The following is a 14,027-nucleotide window of genomic DNA, read 5'->3' on the forward strand; positions in this document are numbered from 1 at the left end:
GGGAAGCTCAGTGCGGCTCAGTAAGTGAGCCGGGCTGAGCCGGGTGAGCCGCAGCGTCGTCAAGCGTCAGCGACGGGCGGAAGTAAGCAACATCGTTCCCAGCGCCGGTTTTTGTGAGAATCCCCTGCTCACACAGGGTTTTGAGGCAGCGCTTCACGGTGGAATCAGGGACGCCGGTAAGATCCATAACGTTTCGCTTCGTGACGACTTTGTCCGGCTCAAGATCCATAATCATGAGCCGCACCTTCTCGAAAGCGGTCGTCTGTGCGTTGATCACGTCGGACCAGTGAGCCGCGGCTATGACCAGTGAGCTGCACTCGCGAGCGTTGTGATCCTCCTCGCCCGGGAGGCCGCAAAAATGCTGAACCCGCAGGCCAACGTTCCAGAACAGTGAGTCGTCATCGTCTTTCTGCTTCTTGATCTGGATCTTGGCGTACCGCTCTTCGCTGGCCGTGCGGCTCATGAACAACACGGTGTCAGCCGCACCGTAGAGCGAGCCGTGGCCGCGCAGGACTTCGGTGCCCTTGGTGGTGTGATGCAAGGTCAGCACGCACCCGCCGGTCTCCTGGCGGATGCGGTCGACGGCCTGGACGTACAGGGTCATCACGGAGCCGTTCTCTTCCAGCCCCGGCGTCACCCTGGACTGCGTGTCGATGACGATCAGGCCGGGCTGTACGTTTCTGCACACCTCAAGGACCGCATTGAGATGCGACTCCTCCGTGATGTTCGGCCCGGTCGTCAGGAACGTGATCCGGTCGCCCAGCGCCCGGCCCGCCATCGCCTCCCAGGCGCGCACGCGCTTGCGCATGCCCCCCGAGCCTTCCGCGGCGACGTAGAGGACCGGTACCTGCGTGGTCGGTATGCCTGCCCAGCTGATGCCTGCCCCCAGCGCCACCGAAGCGGCGATGTCGAGCGCGGCGAAGCTCTTGAAGCAGCCCGGATCGCCGTACAGCCACGCCAGCGAATCCTTGGCGAGCAGCGAGGGCGCCAGGTACTCGACGGGCGGGATGTCATCGAGCTGGGCTGCCGTATAAAGGTTCTCGCTGATCCGTGCGGCAATGTCGCCGGCCTGCTCGGCATCGATCACTTTCTGGGCGGCGATTCCCGCTCTTCGGCGGATCAGTTCGCTTTCGGTGACGCGCTTGAGGTGATCGCGCGCCTGGTGCTCTTCCCGGATCGCGGAAACGTGCTCGACGTCCACGTAGGGAAGGCCGCTCGCCTCTCCGCCCAGCAGCTTGAATATGACTTCCCGCAGTGGCGGTTCAGCGTCCAGGTAGGCCGTCGCCAGGGATGGCGCGAGCGCGCTTGCTATACGCGCCCGTGCCTCTTCCGCTGCAATCGCTGCATGCCCGTTCTGGTCGCTGGTCTCCGTCACGGGCACGCGCCTTCTTTCTCGCTGTACTGGTCGTCATCGCGTAGCGGAAACGGGCTGCATTTCTCTGGTCATGTCGCTCTCCTTCTTCGTGAATTGCACAACGTCATCCGCGGTGATGAGCCGCACCCGCCACAGCACGCTCACCGCGTGCGGCTCGCTGAAGGCGTACAGGTCGTCCAGCATCGCCTGGGCGCGCCGCGGGCTCATGGGACGGCGCTCGCCGCGCAGCAGCCGCAGCAGCGAGCGCACGTGGCGCTGTACGGCCTCGCACGGCTCGGGGAAGGGCTGCGCGCCGCGCGCCGGGCAGATGTCCCCGGCCGCGAGCCCGCACCCCACCGCCGCGGCCGTGGTCCCGGCTCCGTAGCGCCGCCGCTGGCGGCGCAGGCATTCGCGTACGCCGTCGGGGGACAGCCCCGGATAGCGCTCGCAGATCTCCGTGACGCTCATCCCGTCGGCGATCGCCTGGAGCACGGACAGCGCGCCGCCGCGCGGCGGTCTGCGGGTCAGCGGTACCAGGGGCGGCAGCTGTGCACGTTCGCGCCGCCTGCGCTCGGCGCCGCGCCGCCGGTTGCAGGGCAGGCAGAAATGCGTGTCGGCCCGCCCGCGCCGCTTGTAGGTGCCGACGTTGTCCGGGTTCCTCAGATCGTGCTCGCCGGCCCCGCACAGGGTCCGCCGCGGCGGTCCCACGGCTCAGTCCTCCGTGCGCGCGGGGCGCCACGAGCCGGGGCACCGGATGCGCAGCCGCCGGTCGCACGAGAACGGCGCCGCCTCGTGCTCGTCCAGCACCACCCCGCGCCGGGTGCGCAGCAGCGTCACCCCGCGGGCGCAGCGCGGGCAGCGGCCTTCGCCTGTCTGGTCCATGGTCATGTTTCCTGTCCGTCGTCGTCCCACTGGGCGGGGCACAGGCCGCAGGTGTGCACGGCGTGCTCCCCGCGCTGATCGCAGTCGTGCCGGATTCCGAATGGCCTGGTGTAGCGGGACGCGCAGCGGGTTGCGACCTGCTCGCGTAGCGCCCTGCGCACCGTGTCAGCCGCTTCGCGTGCCAGCGCGTCGCACAAGATCGGGTTGTCCGTCACCTGGGGGTCCACGGCCAGGGCGAAGCTCAGGCGCTCGGAGCGGTACGGGATGCGCACATAGAGCGTCAGCGGTCCGTCCTCAAGGAAGCTCGCGTTGTCCTGATCGAGCCTCACGTCGATGTTCACGCCTGCTTCCTGCGGCCCTGCTTCGTCCGCGTACGCCTGCTGGACGGCCCTCAGGACGACGGTCACCGGGTCCGCGGGACTGAGCTGGCTCACTCCCTGCCTCACGACGCGCATCGCGTCACGGGTGCTGTACACCGACGTGGTCAGGCGTTCCATGGCTTCCTGGGCGGCCTGCGGGCGGACGGCCTTCCGCGCAGCCGCCTTGCGCTGCCATGCCCAGTCCCTGCCGTCGTCCAGCGTGTCGGCGGGCGCCTCCTGGGAGCCGGGGCACAGCGCCACGTCGTACCCCTGGGCGGACGTGACGACGTGGTGGTCACGCAAAACAAGATCCCCCTGGCGCTCAACCAGGGGGATCGACTTCCTGCACTTGGGGCAGGGGCCTTCGGGTCGGTCAGTCATCGGTCCTCTCCTTGATCGGCCAGGCGAGTACGGCGTCCGGCAGGTCGCCGTCCGGCGGCACGACGTACAGGCGCACGTCGCGGCCTGCGACCCAGAACACGGTGAGGCCCGCCTCTTCGGCGTCCTCGATCGCTGCACGGATGCGTGCGGCCCAGCCGTCAGCAGTCGGGTCCGGCTCCGCGTCGTTCACCTGAGGGTCGATCCAGCCGGAAACGCTGTACCAGTTGCCGTCGTTGCCCTGGGCGGTGACGTCGCCGAAGTACGCCTTCTGCTTCGTCGCCAGCTCATGGGCGTGCTCGCGCCGGATCTGCTCCCAGCGCTCACGCTTGGGCAGCTCGCAGTCGCAGTCACACATCTCGCTTCTCCTTCCGGCTCTTGACCAGACTCCAGACGATGACCACCGCTATGGCGACCAGCAGGGCGGGGATGATCACGTAGCCGAGCGCCAGGCCCACGCCGTAGCCGAACGGGTCGACTTGGCGCATCTCCTGGTTGCGGAAGATCTCGGTGTACCAGCTCATCACTCCCCCTCTTTCGGGCAGTCGGCGTGATCAGCCGGAAGGTCGCCTGCGGCGATACCGCAGGCGCAGCACAGGAGGAAGTCGCCGCTCTTCTTGGTCTTCGGGTCGAACCAGCTGCCGAAGTGGACGCTGCGGGTGGTGCCGCAGTCCTGGCACCCGGTGGGGCCGTCGTAACCGTGGCGGCGGGCGATGTCGGTTGTCGTCGTCATCCGTCCGTCACCACCCCTCCTTGAAGTGCGGCGCGTCCGCGCCCAGGTAGGTGTTGATGTGCGCGTGGCGGGCCACAACCCACCCCGTGCGCGGGTGCAGGGCTTTCGGGGCGTAGCAGTGGCGGCAGAGCCACAGCCGCCAGCCCTTGCGCGCCCAGCCGTGCGGGGCCGCCAGGTTCTTGTGATCAGTCATCCGCCCATCCCCGCCAGCAGCCCGTCCAGCGTGGCCAGATGCACACGCAGCGCCTCGCGCTCCTGGGCGGACAGCCGCGCGAGCCACTGCCGCGCGCTCTGAAGGTCCCCCGACATGACCGCGATCATCGCTTCGAGTTCCGGCGTGAAGCGGTCCGGCGGGGTCGTGTTGCCGGTGCCCATTACTGGTCCTTCCTCTCTCGTTGCAGCTTCGCCCTGCCCGCGTGGAACTGGCGGATTTCCTGCCGTGACCAGACCTTGCGCACCGCGAGGTAGGACGCGAACAGGTCGCGGTGGTCCGGCTCCCAGTCGCTCTTGCAGTGCGGGCAGTTGGCGAAGAGGTTCGCGCCGTTGGGGCAGCCGCTGCCGGGCGCTTCGGCGCGGCACACGTAGTCGTAGCACTCGCACTCGTACGCGTTGATCCGGTAGCCGACCCACCTGCATGCGGGGTTGAGGCAGTCGACGCGGTAGCGGCGGCTCATCCCCGCCCTCCCTGCCCGTGACATCCCGGGCTGCCGCCCGCATGACGTCGCCGGGCACGATGACGGCCTCTTCGCCATCGCCCACCGACGCGCCCAGGTCGTCCAGCCCCGCGATGTCCGCCGGGTCGGTGAGCCGGCCGATCACGAGAAAGCTGCCGTCGTCCAGCTCGATGACGTCCGGACACGACTGCCCGGAGGCGCTGCCGCGCTGCTGCGGTGAAGTGCCCATGCGGCGCATCAGCTGCCTCCTTCCGGGAAACGTGCGCTCAGTTCCGCCTCGGTCAGCTCGCGCTGCGGTTCGTCGTAGAAGTCGTGCTGATCGAGCGTCACGGCCACCGCGTGCGCCTCGGGCCGCACGATCGCGGTCATCGGGTCGGCAAGGATCTTCACGGCCAGGTCCACCCAGTGGTCCCACGGCCCTTCGGCGTTGTTGTTGCTGTTGCGCGGCGACCAGGAGGTGAACCAGTCGTCCATCCAGGGCGCCCACTGGACGCCGCACCGCTTGCCCGCCTTGATCGCGGGCACCTCTTCGTACTCATCTCGGGGCATGGCCGTTGTCCTCTCGTCCGGGACGTGCGAGCTGCATGACGTACGTCGGGATGTCGTCGCCGCTCAGAAGGGCGTCGATGTTGACCAGCACGAGGCCGCGCGACCTGAGCCACGCTTCGAGCGCATCCCACGCCGCGGGGTGCACGACGATCTGCCGCACTTCATCCATCGCCGTCCTCCCCCAACTGGTCGATCAGCCGCGCCCGGTACAGGTCTGCGAGGGCGCCACGGGCAGGCACGGGGTCCGGGTAGGGCTCGCTGGCCGCGACGTGCCGGGCGACCTGTACGAGGCGTTCCAGCGCGGCCCTGGGGACCGGGACGGTGTCGTGCTGAGCGGCAGCCTCGTTGACCTCTACTACGGCGTCCGCGAGCCGTTCCGCGGTAGCGGGCCTGGGCTCTTCGTCCAGCTCGCTCTTCAGCGCCACCACGTACCGCGCGCGCAGCGGCGGTTCTGCGTCGTGGTGGTCGGCGGGGTGCAGGCGGTGCGCCCACCATCCGCCGGTCGGGCAGTCGATCCAGTCGATCGGCCCGCCGCAGCGCTCGCAGTCGGTGGCACGGGCCTGGTCCTCGCTGAGGTACTGCGTGAAGTCGCCCAGGTCATGCGTTTCGCCGCGCCGCGCGGCCTCGATGCCGTCCGCGATCCGTTCGTTCAGGCATCCGCCTACTGCCTCCCCGCACCAGGCGCACCGGTCGTGCATCGAGGCGCAGGGCTCCGGGCACACAGTGCGGTCGAAGTACACGGAGTAGTGGAGGCACGCGGTCGCCCCGTCCCCGCCCGCTCCTAGGGCATCGAGCGCCGCTGTCACTGCTTGCCAGATCATCGCGTTGCGGGTGACAACGTCGCCGGGCACCCGGTTGCTGCTGCGGATGTATGTGTACACGGCGTCGTAGGCGGGTTGGCGGGGGTCACGCATCCGCCTCGCGCCGCCCGTCAGCCCCAGCGCCTCGGCTTCCTCCGGGGCGGCCACGCGCTTGCCCTCGGACAGCAGCACGGGCTGGTCGGCGTCGCGCGGCCATGTGGAGAAGACGCCGCCGTCGGCGGGCCCCTCATGGACACCGGGGTGTCCGCTTTCACGGACGCACCGCGCGATGCCGTGATGCATCGTCTGGTACGGCCTGCCGCACGTGCCTGCCGTGCGACGCGCCTCGTCCCCGGCCGCAAGCCGCTCGCGCAGGTACGCCGCCGCTTCCTTGCTCGGCGGCGTCTTCAGCCGCTGGTCGTACTCTTCGGCGGCCCGCCGCTCCTGCCCCGGCACGCGCCCGGTGACGAAGAAGACGAGCCACTGCCAGGTGTCGCGGATGGTCATGTCTGCTCCTTGTGGCAGGCGCACACGCACGGCGCCGCGCAGAACTTGCACTGCGCGGGCGTCTTGGTGCTGCCGTCGTACCGCCTCGCCTCGTACTGGCAGTAGCCGTGCTCCCCGTGCAGGCAGCCGGTCGAGAGGTATTCGTGATCGATGACTTCACCGTTGACCCGGATCGTGGGGCCGACTTTGATGCCGACGTGTTGCAGCAGGCTGCGGATGCTCATCCCTCCCCCTCCTCGATCTTCACGGCGGCGCGTTCCAGCGCGCGGTTCACCCGCCGGTCGTCGTAGTTGAGTTCCGTGCGCAGCTTCGTGCGGCGCACGGTGGTCGCGGCCTCGCGGCGCACCTGGTCGCGGTAGGTATCGAGCCTGCGGCCGAAGATGCCCGTGTACTGGGCGACGTGCTCGCTCGGCAAGATCGCCGCGACCAGATCCAGGATCTCGTCCCGTGCGCTCACCCCCGCCGCCTCCCCGCGTCGCGTACGGCGTCCGTCATGCGCTCCATGGCCCGCTCGACCGATGCCCCGCCGACGCCCCGGATCGCGTCCGCGACGTCCAGCAGCGCGAGGGCGGTGGACAACTGTGCGCGCACGTCGCACGCGGCGATCAGCTGGTCGACAGTGATATCGGCCAGCTGCTTTATGTCGTCGTCGGTGCGGCTGATCCCTGCGGCGACGGCCTGCGTAAAGGTGTTCCTGGGCATCAGGCCGCCTCCCCGAACTCCCGCGCCAGCTCCGCGTCCATGTCCATGTGATCGCGCTCCATGCCTTCGGGCACCATGACGTAGCTCGTGCACAGCAGCGTGGCGACGGCTTCCGGGTCGATGACGAAGTCGGCTGTTCCTTCGGGGGTGGACAGGTGCACGGTGACAGCGTCAGTGGAGTGGCGCCGCACCATGACGTCGCCCTCACCCACCGTGCCCACGGCGCTGATGCCGTCGGCGAGCAGGTCGCGGGCGAACGTCCACACGGCGTGCGTGTCGTCCGGGCGGGTGATGTCCAGGGTCACCGCGTACGGGTCGTCGGGGCTGTAGCGCAGTTCGGCCGCCAGCGGCGTCAGGTGGCCGGTGTCCAGGATCAGTTCGAGGGCTACGGGCTGGATGATCATTTCTCCCCCTCGGGGGTTGCGGGTGGGCAGGAAAAAGCCCCGGCCTTCAGGACCGGGGCAGTTGCTGGGTGTCGACGACCGGCAGTTGCTCGGTCTCGGCTTCGGAGGACGGCGGCACCCGTTGCCAGGGGCGCCGGTGCGGGCCGCGGCGGCGGCCGTGGGGGCTGAAGAAGGCGGCGTTGACCCACGCGCCCACCAGCCCCCCGACGCCGCCGCACGCGGCCACGGTGACGACATTCGCCGTCGTGAGGACGTCGCTCACCGTCCGCTGCCGTGGCGCAGGCAGGGATAGGGGTTGCCGCAGATCGGGCACTTGTCGTTGCTCATGTGCGCTTCCCTTCTTCCTTGTCGCAGCACGGGCCGCAGTGCGAGACGCCTTCGATGTAGCCCCACTGCTCGCCGGCTGATGCGGCGCGCCCGCATCCGGCGCAGAAGTAGACCTCGGGGAACGTCATGGGCCAGCGCGGGATGTAGGGCGGCCCGAAGACGCGGACGTCCGCCGGGCGGTCAGTGATCGTCATGCGTCCTCCGCGGCGTCGCAGCAGTCCTCGCAGGAAGCGCCCGCGGCATCGTCGCCGATGTAGCCGGCCCGCTCCCCTTCGCTGATCAGTCCGCCGCACTTGTCGGCGTCGTAGGTCTCGCAGTCCGACTCGAAGCGGGCCTCGAAGCGGGTGACGTGCAGGGCCTTGCGGGGGAAGGTCATGTCCCTTCACCGTCCAGTTCGACGATCGCGTCCACGCCTTCGAGGCGGAGGTACATCGGGCGCCCTGACGTGGAACTGGTCCAGCTGACTCTGGTCAGTGCGTTGGAACTCCGGTCGCGCCGGGTTTCTATGTCCTCGGCGGTGAGGTCGAAGTGCCCGCCGCCGCGCAGGAAGATCCTCACGGTGCTCACGACTCCCCCCTGATGTAGCGCTCGTAGTTGCCTGCGACTTCGAGGATCTTCGAGGACACCAGGCCGACGCCCGTGTCCACCGCCGCCCGCAGCGCGATGACCCGGATCGCCTGGTCCGCCGTCAGGCCGCGCGGGCTCACCCCGCAGGTGCAGGGCAGTGCGCCGTCGGCGGCCATCAGGCCGAAGTTGCACGAAGGGTCGTGGGTGCGGGACTTCATGATTCGCTCCTCTCCGTGAGCGCGGCCTGCCGCTGCGCGTGGGAGCGCACGAACGCCTGGAAGAAGTCCTGCGGGTCAGGGACGTGATCGTGCAGCGCCACCATGGCCGCGAGGATGACGTCACACAGCTCGTCCGCGACGTCGGCGGGCGTGTGCGTGGCGCCCTTCCTGGGGTTCTGGGCGGTGACTCCGAAGTACGCCTGCGCCGCCTCGCCGTACTCTTCGGCGATCTTCAGCAGCCGCAGCGTGACCGGGTCGCCCTGCTTCGGCGGGTTGGCGTCCAGCCAGCGCACGACGTCGGCGGTGTATGTCCAGGGATCGGTCATGACAGCTTCTCCCAGTTCCAGAGCCCGGCCTCGTACTTGCCAAGCTCGGCGCGGAAGGTGCCCAGCTCATCCGGCCGATCGAAGGTCGACATGTAGGCGTTCAGCTGGCAGCCCATGAGGGCGTCGTCAAGGCGCTCGATCAGCGGGTGTCGCACCGTCCAGCCCTCTTCCGCCAGTTGGACTATGTGCTCGGTCTCCCGGTCCGCCAGAAGCTCGCTCACGGCGTCGGGCTGCGGGCACTCGCGGATCGAGCACGTGACGTACCCGCCCTCTCCGAGGAAGAGCGATGCCCGCCCGCAGGCGGGGCAGTGGCCCTGTACGTCGGTCATCACGACACCTCCGTCATGACGTGCCGCTCCCACGGGGCGGCGAAGATATCCAGGGACTTGTCCGGCGTGATGTTGCCGAAGGGCTTGCCGCACTGGCAGCGCCCCAGCAGCTCGCAGTCCCCCAGTTCGACGACCAGCGCGTGGCCGCCGTCCCAGGACGCGGGCTCGGTGTCGTCGGTCATCGCTGGTCGTCCTCCATGCATTCGCGGTACGAGCGGGCCGCCGTCGCGGCAGCCTCAGGGCCGTGCTGCACGTAGACATCTGTGAGGGTGCGAATGGCGCTGGACTGCCCCGGTGACAGCCGCACGGGCCCGAAGAACGCCCAGTGCAGCAGGGCCGCCCACCCGCCTGCGGCCAGCGCGAACACGCCGACCACGACGAGGAAGCTGGTCATCACCCCACCGCCTTGTAGCAGGTGGCCCACGACACTTCGATCACGGCCTTGGCCCCCGGCAGCGCGTAGCCGCCGTTGCTCTTCGAGCGGTCGCGCTCGATCCGCGACTCGTTCTGCCAGATCCATGACGACGTGGTGAGCGTCGTCGGCCCGGACCGCAGCTTCTTGCCGTCCAGGTAGACGGTCACGGTCGAACCGCGCCGCTCCCACGTGTAGGTGTGCGCCGTTGTCATTACCGCGCGGGTCTGGACGTTCCACTCGGCGCCGCGGCCGTGGCTGAACATCGCCACGTTGCCGCCGCGGTAGTCGTCCACCTCCGGGTAGTCGACCTCCGCACCGCCGCCCTCGTAGCGCAGCCATGCGCTCTTGAACCCGGGGTCGGCCTTGGTGACCTTGACGCGGGCGCTGTAGCGCCCGTCCTTCATGTCCATGCACTTCTTCGGCACGACGGTGCCCACCACGTTGTCACCGCCGCCCGCCGGCCGGTACATGGACACGCGCAGCGCGCCCGTGCCGTCGTAGCCCTTGCCGATCGAGACCGTCTTGTGCGGCTCGTACGTGCCGCCGAAGGGCGCCCCGGTGTTGCCGTCGTTGCCGCTCTTGGCGGTGTCCTCCCACCCGGACGGGTAGGCCCACAGCGTCTCGCGCCACTTCCCGGACAGCCCCGAGCAGTACGCGCGCGGGGTGTCGGCGTAGTGGTTGCAGCCGGACACCTGGCCGACCCGTACGGGCGCCGCTACGGCGCTGTTGAAATTCTCGGCGTAGATCTGCTCCCATCCCGGCAGATCGCCCTTGGGCATGGCGTGGGGCGAGGGGGCGCCGTCGGCGCCGGGGGCAAGAGAAAGGGCCGCCAGTACGGCGGCCCCTGCGGTTCCTGTGATCAGCGCCGTCCTGCGGCGCCTGCGTGCGTGCTCAGGCATGGTGATCCTTCTCCTCTTCCTTCTGCCAGTACAGGGCGAGCAGTGCGTTTGCCTGCACCTCGCTGAAACAGCTGGTCGTCCATTCGCAGGGCGCCTTGCCGCTGCGCTGTCGCCGCTCCGCGGATCGCAGCAATTCAGCGGCCTTCTCCGCGTACTCCTCTGCCTTGCTCGTCACAGCTCCACTCCCTCCTTCTTCAGCTGCTCGGTCACGTACTGCGTGACCTCGATGCACTCCTGTGTGATCTCTGCGAGGCGGGCGGCGCCGTCCCGCGCGACCTTCTCGAAGTACCGGCCGCGCTCGTTGGCGTCGCGGATCAGTTCGCGGATCTCCTTGACCTGCGCCTTGCGCACGGCGAGCAGATCGGCGGCTTCGTCCAGTGAGTCGATCCGGATCATCGCTGGGCGTCCTCTTCGAAGGCGTCGGCCACGGACGTGACGACATGCGCCACGAAGGCCGCGGGGCCGTGGGCGGCGATCTCGTACAGCACCTCTTCATCGGCCGGGCTGATACGGACCGTTGCGTGGTACTGCGGCAGGACGTCGGCGACGGTTGCGGCGCCGAACCCTTCGGGCTGCGGGTCGCACCCGGAGTGGGTGCAGCTCTGTGTCCCCTGCACCTGGCAGGGCCAGCCCTTCACGGCTGGTCTCCTGCCGCATGCCAGGCGTCGACCTCAGCCAGTGCGGCACGGGTTGCCGCGACACGGACGCTCAGCGGCACCCAGTCGCCCGCCTTCGACAGGCCCTCGGTGATCGCGTTGTGGACGTGGGCGCGACGGTTCTGCAATGAGACGACGGGAGGGGCGACCAACGCGGCCCGGTTCTCCGGGGTGTCGTCGTGGCCGGGGCAGATCCACGGATAGGGCGGGTTCGGGTCGGTGCACAAGCGGCAGCTCTCCGCGTTGCCGTTGCAGCACCAACGGTCGTCAGTCATGGTCATCTCCTTCCGGGGCTAGGGCGCCCGGTCTTTCTCAAGATCAACGGTGCCGCCGGGGCACTTCACCGACGTGACGGGCTCCGTGAACGTCCTGCCCGTCACCGCGTCGTCGGCGATCTCGCGGAAGTGCGGCGTGACCAGGTCGCCGTACAGGTGGCGCCACTTGCCGTAGTTGCGCTGCACGTCGCCGCAGCCCTTGCAGTACACGCGTATCCCCCAGGTGGGGACGTCACACAGGGGCACGGATCTGGCCTGGCGCGGGGTCATGAGCCGTTCTTGCCCTTCTCGATCAGGGCGTCCAGGCGGGAGAGGGCAGCCTCGTTCTCCAGCGTGTAGAAGAGGCGGGCTGCGTCGTCGTACTCCAGCCCCATGACGCGGGCCGCGTACTGGTCGGGGGCTTCGTGATCGTCGATCAGGGTGGCGATCTTGTCGTCTTCGTCGTCGTCATGGCTCCAGATGAACGACGCGTCGGTGAGCACTGCCGCCCACCCGGCGATGCAGTACGTGGTGCCGCAGTCGGACTTCCTGCCCCAGGACAGCTGGTCGTGCGTCTCGGGGTGTGCGGTGATCTGCTCGCGGATCTCGATCAGCAGATCGGTGTTAATCGTCATGTCTCTTCCTTCCTCGGGTGCCGGTGGCACGTGATGTCCGGGCCCCCCTCGCGGGCGAGGCCGCACGTACAGGCCGGGCCGGGCGCGACTTCCTGCGCCCAGAGACCGGGCTGCCACCGCGCGATGTCCGCGCGGATCTTCGCCTTCTCTGCCTCGGCTTCCTGGTGCTGCCGCGTCTGCGTCCAGCGGCGCCAGATCTTGCACGGCCACCGCTCGTTGCAGGTCGTGCACTGCGGCGCCTCGGGGTTGCCTCTGTCCCACGGCGCATGGCCGATGGGCCGGTCGGCGGCCTTCTTCTTAGCCATCGCTATCGGTTGTGCGGTCGATGTCGCGGCGCGGGACGCATCGGCCGGAGTGGCCGGGCGGGAGCATGCACCACCAGTCCAGGCCGCTGGACGTGCCGCATTCGATGCGGCGCGGGGCCTCATCCGTCTCCGTCATGTCTGCCCCTCCGCTAGTTCGATCAGCGCTCGGTAGTCGCGGGCGAGGCATTCCAGGCGCTGGCGGTCGCGGTAGCGGCGTGAGGCGGTGCCCGCGCTCTCGCCGGGGTAGCCGATGTTGAGCCGGGCCGCCTTCACGTCCAGTTCGGCGGCGCGCATCCGCAGCTCCGCGATCACGAGCGGCATGAACGTCATCACGCCCCCTTCCGGGTCGCAGCCATCGAGCCCAGGACCGGGAAGTCACCGCTGTTCTTGGCGCCGATCTCGCAGCCGCGGCAGAGCCGGCCGTCATCGGCGCTGAGGTCGGCGATGCCCAGCACGGTGTAGGTGTGGCCGCACGCGGTGGTGAGCTGCGTGATGGCGAGCCCGCTTCTGGTGGAGCGCGCCAGGTGGGTGAGGTGCCCGCGGCGCAGGCGGATGCGGTGGGGGTAGGTGGTCACGGGTCGATCCCCAGTTCTTTCTCAAGAGCCTTGAGCTGCCGGGTAAGTGCGTCGCGTTCGGCCTTGAGTTCGTACTCGGAGGACGGCGGGCTGGACGTGACCATTCGCCATGCGCCGAAGGCGGCCAGAGTGAGCGGCCAGAGGACGGCGAGCGTGAAGGAGTTCAGGACGGCGCGGAGCCGGAGTTGCCGGTTCCATGCTCCTACCGGCTCCTCGTATCGCCCTGTCGCGGCGAATTCATCGATCTCCCGCTGCCGGATGCGGCCGAAGACGAGCCGGACTGCGACCAGTACGGCGATCAGATACGCGAGGACGGACACCAGGGTGATCACGTCTGTCATGTGCGGGTCCTTCCATGACGAGCGCCCCGCTGCCGGGATGGCAACGGGGCGCGGTGTGCGGGCGGGTGGGGTCAGAAGTCGTGGATGCAGTGAGGGCACGTCCAGATCTCCGCTGCCGACGTGGCGTCGTGCATCTCGGCACTGGCTTCTTCGGAGTGGCGTGTGCGCATGTCGGCAAGCTGCGCATTGTGATCGCGGATCAGATCAGCCTCGGTCTGGAAGACGTGGCTGCATTCCATGCATGCTCGATAGGTGTTCTCGTCGTCGTGCTCGACACGGCCGTGAGACCAGCACCAGTCGTCGGGCAACGGGTCAGGCCAGTCATCCACGGGAGTTCCCCGCCCGGTCGGCCAGCTGTTGACCCCATGCGACGGACCCGGCAACCCGGAAGTCGTACTCAGTGATCACGCACCCGAGATGGCCGCCGGGCTCCAGGCCCGGCTGCTTCACGGGGACCAGGACCGGCACGCCGTCGTGGTAGTCCCCCAGGTGCTTCCACACCCAGCCGTCGGGCCTGTAGGGCTCCCCCGGCGGCAGGTACAGGTTGCGCAGGTCGTACGTCCAGCCCGTGCCGGGGTGGGTCCAGGTGTTGGCTTCGGTGGCCTTGGCACTGCACGCCTCGCACAGCTGGTCGACCGTCATGTGATGGCCGCAGAAGTAGAAGCCGCAGCCGTACTCGTCACCGCCCGGTGTCTGGCCGCAGAGGTAGGCGAGTCCGCGGTCTATCGCTTCGTCGCAGCCTTCCTTGTCGCATTCGGCGTCGACCAGGTACCCGGCTTCGATCCGTTCTCCGTTGCGGGTGACGGTGTAACTGCCGTACCCCATGGTCATTTCTCCT

39 protein-coding genes are annotated in these 14,027 nt (G+C 68.9%); all 39 read right to left on the reverse strand.

Features of this window, described 5'->3' with window-relative positions; genetic code table 11:
- Positions 1–7 precede the first annotated feature (7 nt).
- On the reverse strand, positions 8–1,375 hold the full coding sequence (locus ABZ906_RS11505) for an AAA family ATPase (RefSeq protein ID WP_361380530.1): 1,368 nt from the start codon (positions 1,373–1,375) through the stop codon (positions 8–10).
- A gap of 33 nt (positions 1,376–1,408) precedes the next feature.
- Positions 1,409–2,062, reverse strand: a complete 654-nt coding sequence (locus tag ABZ906_RS11510; protein WP_361380533.1) for a DUF433 domain-containing protein — start codon at positions 2,060–2,062, stop codon at positions 1,409–1,411.
- A gap of 3 nt (positions 2,063–2,065) precedes the next feature.
- A complete protein-coding gene (locus tag ABZ906_RS11515) occupies positions 2,066–2,236 on the reverse strand; it encodes a hypothetical protein (protein ID WP_361380536.1) in 171 nt (56 codons plus the stop codon).
- A 2-nt stretch (positions 2,237–2,238) separates the two neighbouring features.
- Entirely contained in the window at positions 2,239–2,976 is a 738-nt protein-coding gene (locus tag ABZ906_RS11520) for a hypothetical protein (protein WP_361380539.1), read from the reverse strand.
- The gene (locus tag ABZ906_RS11525; protein ID WP_361380542.1) at positions 2,969–3,331 is read right to left on the reverse strand and encodes a hypothetical protein; all 363 of its coding nucleotides are present in this window, start codon (positions 3,329–3,331) and stop codon (positions 2,969–2,971) included. Before ABZ906_RS11525 ends, ABZ906_RS11520 begins: the two co-directional genes overlap by 8 nt.
- On the reverse strand, positions 3,324–3,497 hold the full coding sequence (locus tag ABZ906_RS11530) for a FeoB-associated Cys-rich membrane protein (protein WP_361380545.1): 174 nt from the start codon (positions 3,495–3,497) through the stop codon (positions 3,324–3,326). The genes ABZ906_RS11525 and ABZ906_RS11530 overlap by 8 nt, the downstream gene beginning before the upstream one ends.
- Positions 3,497–3,706 carry a hypothetical protein gene (locus ABZ906_RS11535; protein ID WP_361380548.1) on the reverse strand — a complete coding sequence of 70 codons (210 nt, stop codon included), beginning with the start codon at positions 3,704–3,706 and terminating at the stop codon, positions 3,497–3,499. The genes ABZ906_RS11530 and ABZ906_RS11535 overlap by 1 nt, the downstream gene beginning before the upstream one ends.
- 7 nt (positions 3,707–3,713) lie before the next feature.
- A complete protein-coding gene (locus ABZ906_RS11540) occupies positions 3,714–3,899 on the reverse strand; it encodes a hypothetical protein (protein ID WP_361380551.1) in 186 nt (61 codons plus the stop codon).
- Entirely contained in the window at positions 3,896–4,081 is a 186-nt protein-coding gene (locus ABZ906_RS11545; RefSeq protein ID WP_361380555.1) for a hypothetical protein, read from the reverse strand. Before ABZ906_RS11545 ends, ABZ906_RS11540 begins: the two co-directional genes overlap by 4 nt.
- The gene (locus ABZ906_RS11550; RefSeq protein ID WP_361380558.1) at positions 4,081–4,380 is read right to left on the reverse strand and encodes a hypothetical protein; all 300 of its coding nucleotides are present in this window, start codon (positions 4,378–4,380) and stop codon (positions 4,081–4,083) included. Before ABZ906_RS11550 ends, ABZ906_RS11545 begins: the two co-directional genes overlap by 1 nt.
- 237 nt (positions 4,381–4,617) lie before the next feature.
- Positions 4,618–4,929, reverse strand: a complete 312-nt coding sequence (locus ABZ906_RS11555) for a hypothetical protein (protein WP_361380561.1) — start codon at positions 4,927–4,929, stop codon at positions 4,618–4,620.
- Positions 4,916–5,098, reverse strand: a complete 183-nt coding sequence (locus ABZ906_RS11560) for a hypothetical protein (protein ID WP_361380564.1) — start codon at positions 5,096–5,098, stop codon at positions 4,916–4,918. The genes ABZ906_RS11555 and ABZ906_RS11560 overlap by 14 nt, the downstream gene beginning before the upstream one ends.
- Entirely contained in the window at positions 5,091–6,236 is a 1,146-nt protein-coding gene (locus ABZ906_RS11565) for a hypothetical protein (RefSeq protein ID WP_361380567.1), read from the reverse strand. Before ABZ906_RS11565 ends, ABZ906_RS11560 begins: the two co-directional genes overlap by 8 nt.
- The gene (locus ABZ906_RS11570) at positions 6,233–6,460 is read right to left on the reverse strand and encodes a hypothetical protein (protein ID WP_361380570.1); all 228 of its coding nucleotides are present in this window, start codon (positions 6,458–6,460) and stop codon (positions 6,233–6,235) included. The genes ABZ906_RS11565 and ABZ906_RS11570 overlap by 4 nt, the downstream gene beginning before the upstream one ends.
- Entirely contained in the window at positions 6,457–6,693 is a 237-nt protein-coding gene (locus ABZ906_RS11575; protein WP_361380573.1) for a hypothetical protein, read from the reverse strand. The genes ABZ906_RS11570 and ABZ906_RS11575 overlap by 4 nt, the downstream gene beginning before the upstream one ends.
- A complete protein-coding gene (locus ABZ906_RS11580; protein ID WP_361380576.1) occupies positions 6,690–6,938 on the reverse strand; it encodes a hypothetical protein in 249 nt (82 codons plus the stop codon). The genes ABZ906_RS11575 and ABZ906_RS11580 overlap by 4 nt, the downstream gene beginning before the upstream one ends.
- The gene (locus ABZ906_RS11585; protein ID WP_361380579.1) at positions 6,938–7,342 is read right to left on the reverse strand and encodes an SsgA family sporulation/cell division regulator; all 405 of its coding nucleotides are present in this window, start codon (positions 7,340–7,342) and stop codon (positions 6,938–6,940) included. Before ABZ906_RS11585 ends, ABZ906_RS11580 begins: the two co-directional genes overlap by 1 nt.
- A gap of 46 nt (positions 7,343–7,388) precedes the next feature.
- Positions 7,389–7,604: a hypothetical protein gene (locus ABZ906_RS11590; RefSeq protein WP_361380582.1), complete on the reverse strand. Its 216-nt coding sequence runs from the start codon at positions 7,602–7,604 to the stop codon at positions 7,389–7,391.
- Positions 7,605–7,665: 61 nt separating this feature from the next.
- Positions 7,666–7,863 (reverse strand): hypothetical protein, encoded by a 198-nt coding sequence (locus ABZ906_RS11595; protein WP_361380585.1) that lies wholly within the window; start codon positions 7,861–7,863, stop codon positions 7,666–7,668.
- Positions 7,860–8,045 carry a hypothetical protein gene (locus ABZ906_RS11600; RefSeq protein WP_361380588.1) on the reverse strand — a complete coding sequence of 62 codons (186 nt, stop codon included), beginning with the start codon at positions 8,043–8,045 and terminating at the stop codon, positions 7,860–7,862. Before ABZ906_RS11600 ends, ABZ906_RS11595 begins: the two co-directional genes overlap by 4 nt.
- Positions 8,042–8,236, reverse strand: coding sequence for a hypothetical protein (locus ABZ906_RS11605; RefSeq protein ID WP_361380591.1), 195 nt, complete (start codon positions 8,234–8,236; stop codon positions 8,042–8,044). Before ABZ906_RS11605 ends, ABZ906_RS11600 begins: the two co-directional genes overlap by 4 nt.
- Entirely contained in the window at positions 8,233–8,454 is a 222-nt protein-coding gene (locus ABZ906_RS11610) for a hypothetical protein (RefSeq protein WP_361380594.1), read from the reverse strand. The genes ABZ906_RS11605 and ABZ906_RS11610 overlap by 4 nt, the downstream gene beginning before the upstream one ends.
- Positions 8,451–8,780, reverse strand: coding sequence for a MazG-like family protein (locus tag ABZ906_RS11615; protein WP_361380597.1), 330 nt, complete (start codon positions 8,778–8,780; stop codon positions 8,451–8,453). Before ABZ906_RS11615 ends, ABZ906_RS11610 begins: the two co-directional genes overlap by 4 nt.
- Positions 8,777–9,109: a DUF6085 family protein gene (locus tag ABZ906_RS11620; RefSeq protein ID WP_361380600.1), complete on the reverse strand. Its 333-nt coding sequence runs from the start codon at positions 9,107–9,109 to the stop codon at positions 8,777–8,779. Before ABZ906_RS11620 ends, ABZ906_RS11615 begins: the two co-directional genes overlap by 4 nt.
- Positions 9,109–9,291 carry a hypothetical protein gene (locus ABZ906_RS11625; RefSeq protein ID WP_361380603.1) on the reverse strand — a complete coding sequence of 61 codons (183 nt, stop codon included), beginning with the start codon at positions 9,289–9,291 and terminating at the stop codon, positions 9,109–9,111. The genes ABZ906_RS11620 and ABZ906_RS11625 overlap by 1 nt, the downstream gene beginning before the upstream one ends.
- Complete coding sequence (locus tag ABZ906_RS11630; protein WP_361380606.1) at positions 9,288–9,503, reverse strand: hypothetical protein; 216 nt, start codon at positions 9,501–9,503, stop codon at positions 9,288–9,290. The genes ABZ906_RS11625 and ABZ906_RS11630 overlap by 4 nt, the downstream gene beginning before the upstream one ends.
- The gene (locus ABZ906_RS11635) at positions 9,503–10,423 is read right to left on the reverse strand and encodes a hypothetical protein (RefSeq protein ID WP_361380609.1); all 921 of its coding nucleotides are present in this window, start codon (positions 10,421–10,423) and stop codon (positions 9,503–9,505) included. Before ABZ906_RS11635 ends, ABZ906_RS11630 begins: the two co-directional genes overlap by 1 nt.
- A complete protein-coding gene (locus tag ABZ906_RS11640; protein ID WP_361380612.1) occupies positions 10,416–10,598 on the reverse strand; it encodes a hypothetical protein in 183 nt (60 codons plus the stop codon). The genes ABZ906_RS11635 and ABZ906_RS11640 overlap by 8 nt, the downstream gene beginning before the upstream one ends.
- Complete coding sequence (locus ABZ906_RS11645; RefSeq protein WP_361380615.1) at positions 10,595–10,819, reverse strand: hypothetical protein; 225 nt, start codon at positions 10,817–10,819, stop codon at positions 10,595–10,597. Before ABZ906_RS11645 ends, ABZ906_RS11640 begins: the two co-directional genes overlap by 4 nt.
- A complete protein-coding gene (locus tag ABZ906_RS11650) occupies positions 10,816–11,061 on the reverse strand; it encodes a hypothetical protein (protein WP_361380618.1) in 246 nt (81 codons plus the stop codon). The genes ABZ906_RS11645 and ABZ906_RS11650 overlap by 4 nt, the downstream gene beginning before the upstream one ends.
- The gene (locus ABZ906_RS11655) at positions 11,058–11,354 is read right to left on the reverse strand and encodes a hypothetical protein (RefSeq protein ID WP_361380621.1); all 297 of its coding nucleotides are present in this window, start codon (positions 11,352–11,354) and stop codon (positions 11,058–11,060) included. Before ABZ906_RS11655 ends, ABZ906_RS11650 begins: the two co-directional genes overlap by 4 nt.
- An 18-nt stretch (positions 11,355–11,372) precedes the next feature.
- A complete protein-coding gene (locus ABZ906_RS11660) occupies positions 11,373–11,624 on the reverse strand; it encodes a hypothetical protein (protein WP_361380624.1) in 252 nt (83 codons plus the stop codon).
- Positions 11,621–11,968: a hypothetical protein gene (locus ABZ906_RS11665; RefSeq protein WP_361380627.1), complete on the reverse strand. Its 348-nt coding sequence runs from the start codon at positions 11,966–11,968 to the stop codon at positions 11,621–11,623. Before ABZ906_RS11665 ends, ABZ906_RS11660 begins: the two co-directional genes overlap by 4 nt.
- Positions 11,965–12,273 (reverse strand): hypothetical protein, encoded by a 309-nt coding sequence (locus ABZ906_RS11670; RefSeq protein ID WP_361380630.1) that lies wholly within the window; start codon positions 12,271–12,273, stop codon positions 11,965–11,967. Before ABZ906_RS11670 ends, ABZ906_RS11665 begins: the two co-directional genes overlap by 4 nt.
- Positions 12,274–12,405: 132 nt before the next feature.
- Complete coding sequence (locus ABZ906_RS11675; protein ID WP_361380633.1) at positions 12,406–12,603, reverse strand: hypothetical protein; 198 nt, start codon at positions 12,601–12,603, stop codon at positions 12,406–12,408.
- Positions 12,603–12,848, reverse strand: a complete 246-nt coding sequence (locus ABZ906_RS11680) for a hypothetical protein (protein WP_361380636.1) — start codon at positions 12,846–12,848, stop codon at positions 12,603–12,605. The genes ABZ906_RS11675 and ABZ906_RS11680 overlap by 1 nt, the downstream gene beginning before the upstream one ends.
- The gene (locus ABZ906_RS11685) at positions 12,845–13,189 is read right to left on the reverse strand and encodes a hypothetical protein (protein ID WP_361380639.1); all 345 of its coding nucleotides are present in this window, start codon (positions 13,187–13,189) and stop codon (positions 12,845–12,847) included. The genes ABZ906_RS11680 and ABZ906_RS11685 overlap by 4 nt, the downstream gene beginning before the upstream one ends.
- 71 nt (positions 13,190–13,260) lie before the next feature.
- Complete coding sequence (locus tag ABZ906_RS11690) at positions 13,261–13,518, reverse strand: hypothetical protein (protein ID WP_361380641.1); 258 nt, start codon at positions 13,516–13,518, stop codon at positions 13,261–13,263.
- Positions 13,511–14,014 carry a hypothetical protein gene (locus ABZ906_RS11695; RefSeq protein WP_361380644.1) on the reverse strand — a complete coding sequence of 168 codons (504 nt, stop codon included), beginning with the start codon at positions 14,012–14,014 and terminating at the stop codon, positions 13,511–13,513. Before ABZ906_RS11695 ends, ABZ906_RS11690 begins: the two co-directional genes overlap by 8 nt.
- Between the last annotated feature and the right edge of the window lie 13 nt (positions 14,015–14,027).

It is taken from the genome of Streptomyces sp. NPDC046925, from assembly GCF_040644915.1.
Taxonomy (GTDB): domain Bacteria; phylum Actinomycetota; class Actinomycetes; order Streptomycetales; family Streptomycetaceae; genus Streptomyces.